Raw genomic sequence first — 3,281 nt, forward strand, 5'->3', positions numbered from 1 at the left:
AAAAATTTACCTTCATACACAGCGCATACAGGTAAGGTTTTTAAAGATGTAAAACCATATTTAATAGTCGGTATGGGTGAATCAGGTGAGATAAAGGTTTGGGTTTCAAATACACCATCCGCTGGATTTACTGGCCGTGTATTACACGAACTAGCCTCAGGGCAAGCACAGTGGCGTGAGAATAAGTAACTAAGCCATTCCTCAAGGGCAGCTTGAACTTAAATGGAAATATATTTTGAGTAACCTCATAAAATGTCTCACCACATTGACCTTTACATTATTTGTAATGGGTTGCGCCTCAACAGGTAAAATTGATTACATGGTCGCAGGTGTAGGCACGGAAAATGGCAATGCAATTTGGGGGCGTTCTGTGGTATTTGATGATGAGTGGGGAATACCGTCAGGTTCAATTGGTGCTGCTATGGTGAAACAAGGGCGACGGTAAGTGTTTACGATAAAAAATTCCCAGAAAAAGTAGCCGTTGAATGGTTAGATAAGTCAGAGAACAGAATTTACTTTGGTGAAGTGGCAATAGATAAAAATGGTTATAAGTTAGCTAAAAATTTACTTGCATATACACGGATAAGTACAGGGGAAGTAGGAAAAAATATCAGGCCCCGACTTTGAAAACGCCAAGGTCAGCTTTTTTGAATTAGACGACAAAGATTGGCTTGTAGGCCTAGCGCCCTAAGCTAATTATTTATAAGGATATAAATCATGGTCCAGCAACACACAGTAACGCAAGGAGAAACCCTGTTAAGGATTGCGCGACAATATGGTTTTAGGACCTCAAAAAGCCTTTACCAGCATCCAATTAATGCTGAATTTAGAACACTGCGGCCCGATCCTAATCTAATTTTTCCGGGGGATATTATAAAGATCCCGCAAAAAGCCGAAAAATTCATGCCGCTAAAAACAGGTAGTAAGAACACCTTTGTAGTTCGCGGTGAAAAAGAATATTTTCGCTTAAAAGTATTTTATGACGACGGCCGCGACATCACTGGCAAACGTATTGTACTCAACATCGGCAGCCAAACTATCGATACCGTTTTACCGAGCGACGGCTTAGTTGAAGTTGAGCTAAATGAAAACGACACGCTCACCGCTCAGGTTGATTTATATCTCAAGGAAGATCAAAGCTCACCCAGTGAAAGTTTTACCGCACAAGTGGGTGATTTAGACCCCATTGACACACTTTCAGGCGTACAGGGGCGTTGTAATTTACTGGGCTTTGACTGCGGTACAGTTGATGGAATTAACGGCTCAAAAACCAAAGCGGGAGTGAGGGATTTTCAATACGAGCACGACCTTGAAGTAGATGGAATTGCAGGGAAGAAAACCAAAGCAAAATGACAGCAAGTATTTGGGAGCTAATATGAGTATTTCACAGTGTTCGCCTATGCAGATAAATAATAGAAATAAAAAGTATATTACAGAGCCAAAAATCACCTTTGCATACCAGTTAAATTTAACTAAATCATCGGCTAAACCAATAAACCCGCTCAATGAGAAAGTTATTCTTGAGCATGTTGAAAGCTGTTGGCGTCAAGAATGCTCTGTAGGTGATCGACGTATTGTAGATACAGATTGGGTTCGGCTCACGTTTAAAAAAATTCCCACCGAAGGTACTTTTAATTTAATACAAGATCCAGATGACGGGGCTGAGCCTTTTTATATCTTTGAACGAGTGCCTTATACACAGTTGAGAGGTCAAACACCGCAAGCAGAATTAATGCCAAGCATTAATATAGATGATGAATGAATTTATTATAAATAACATAGATTTATAAGATAAATCTATTAATAAATTTACACCATATATACTAGGATTACCCATGTCATTAATCTCAGAAAACACAGCCCGTTTTAAACCGCTTTTACACAGCATAACGAATATAAAGGCGTTTAGTAAAAGCGCGCGAAGCAGCGCCATGATATTACTAAGTATTACTACATTGCTATTAACTGGCTGTGGTGGTGACGTTAAAACATCAGAAAAACAAGTTGTTGAAGAGCAACCCAGACGATTTAGTAAAGATAAATTGGCGTATCGCCACACATACCACTCTGAATGGCCTAAAGAGGTGCGCAATGAGGTGTATGGCGATGAAGAAACGTTTTCAGCTCCGCGTATTTTATTTAGAGCTGAGGTTGAGTGGATAGGTATAGAAACGTTGTTTTCAGCGCGCATGGATGGCTCTGACAGGCGTAGGATTATTCCAGAAAGCGTATTTACGGGTAAGAATATGGTCGACGGTCATAAACCGGTGCGCTCTCCTGATAACCGGTATATCGCAATATCAATGTACAACAATGAACTTGGCTATACACGTGAGCTTTGGGATACTAAAACCCAGCAGTTTATTTTAATGAGCGAAGGTTATGGCTATGCCCATTTTAACTGGACTAAAGACAGTGAGAATGTGATTTTTTACGTCAGTGGTAAACATTATAACTATCATGTACCGACTAAAACACTCACTGAGCGACCAATTATTTACTCTAATGGCTTGTATTTATTGCCAGATGGTAAAACCTTTTTAGCACATAAAAAAAATGAGTATTGGTTACATGACTTTAATGGTGACGTGATAGAAAAGGTTGATTTAGGCTATAACAACCACTTTTCTATGCTTAGTTTTAAGGTATCTCCCTTCGGCGATTATATTTATTTTTTATCAGAAGGTCTTGGGGCGTCGCAAAATTACTGGATTAACTTATCGGACCCCAGTAAGCGCATTATATCACCAAGAAAAGCAGATACTTATTTTTTCTCAGATAAAAAAAATAAAGTGTTAAGTCCCGCATCAAGAGATTCGACAGAGCTGATGGGGAACGGTCGTCCATATCCTGATTATTACTTTATAGAATTGGACTTAATTACTAAGCAAGAAAGAGAAATATTGCTTAAAGAAAGTAATATTTGGGGCATGGGAACTATATATATTTTTGACGTGTTTAATATCAAGGATGAACAATGACAGAGCAATTTAATACAGGAATATGTAGCTTCCCTAAAGCATATTTACTCACGGGTTATGTGAATGAAGGTAAGCCAATTAGTAAGCTCACCCCGCTGTTTAACCGTGTGGTGGTGGCTGATAGCGATGGAGCTGCACCAATACTATTAAGCAGTGATGAAGGCGCGGTGCTTGAGCTAAGGGATCCCCAAAAATAATTATTAAGTTTCAATTACATCACTCACATCCATATTTTTCCAATCGATTTGCACTACTACCTGTACGAAATAGGCTAGTCCTTCCAAATAATCTCGCCGTCGC

The 3,281-nt window shown here is 39.3% G+C and carries 5 protein-coding genes and 1 pseudogene; all 6 read left to right on the top strand.

Going from position 1 to position 3,281, the window contains the following annotated elements:
• Positions 1-189: pseudogene (locus H5201_RS22195) on the top strand (DUF2931 domain-containing protein); the annotation flags it as partial.
• A gap of 46 nt (positions 190-235) precedes the next feature.
• Complete coding sequence (locus tag H5201_RS23340; protein ID WP_259398918.1) at positions 236-445, top strand: hypothetical protein; 210 nt, start codon at positions 236-238, stop codon at positions 443-445.
• Between the two features lie 272 nt (positions 446-717).
• Entirely contained in the window at positions 718-1,353 is a 636-nt protein-coding gene (locus tag H5201_RS22205; RefSeq protein ID WP_182768405.1) for a peptidoglycan-binding protein, read from the top strand.
• 22 nt (positions 1,354-1,375) lie between these two features.
• Positions 1,376-1,762 carry a hypothetical protein gene (locus tag H5201_RS22210; RefSeq protein WP_182785419.1) on the top strand — a complete coding sequence of 129 codons (387 nt, stop codon included), beginning with the start codon at positions 1,376-1,378 and terminating at the stop codon, positions 1,760-1,762.
• A gap of 73 nt (positions 1,763-1,835) precedes the next feature.
• On the top strand, positions 1,836-2,981 hold the full coding sequence (locus H5201_RS22215; RefSeq protein ID WP_182785420.1) for a hypothetical protein: 1,146 nt from the start codon (positions 1,836-1,838) through the stop codon (positions 2,979-2,981).
• Positions 2,978-3,178 (top strand): hypothetical protein, encoded by a 201-nt coding sequence (locus H5201_RS22220; protein WP_259399737.1) that lies wholly within the window; start codon positions 2,978-2,980, stop codon positions 3,176-3,178. Before H5201_RS22215 ends, H5201_RS22220 begins: the two co-directional genes overlap by 4 nt.
• The last annotated feature ends 103 nt before the right edge of the window (positions 3,179-3,281 follow it).

The sequence above is a fragment of the Pseudoalteromonas sp. SG43-6 genome, assembly GCF_014164365.1.
Classification (GTDB): Bacteria; Pseudomonadota; Gammaproteobacteria; order Enterobacterales; family Alteromonadaceae; genus Pseudoalteromonas; species Pseudoalteromonas rhizosphaerae.

Excerpts from the sequence above, each read along its gene's own strand:
- H5201_RS22220 (WP_259399737.1), top strand. The coding sequence starts at position 2,978 with ATGACAGAGCAATTTAATACAGGAATATGTAGCTTCCCTAAAGCATAT.
- H5201_RS22205 (WP_182768405.1), top strand. The coding sequence starts at position 718 with ATGGTCCAGCAACACACAGTAACGCAAGGAGAAACCCTGTTAAGGATT.
- H5201_RS22210 (WP_182785419.1), top strand. The coding sequence starts at position 1,376 with ATGAGTATTTCACAGTGTTCGCCTATGCAGATAAATAATAGAAATAAA.
- H5201_RS22215 (WP_182785420.1), top strand. The coding sequence starts at position 1,836 with ATGTCATTAATCTCAGAAAACACAGCCCGTTTTAAACCGCTTTTACAC.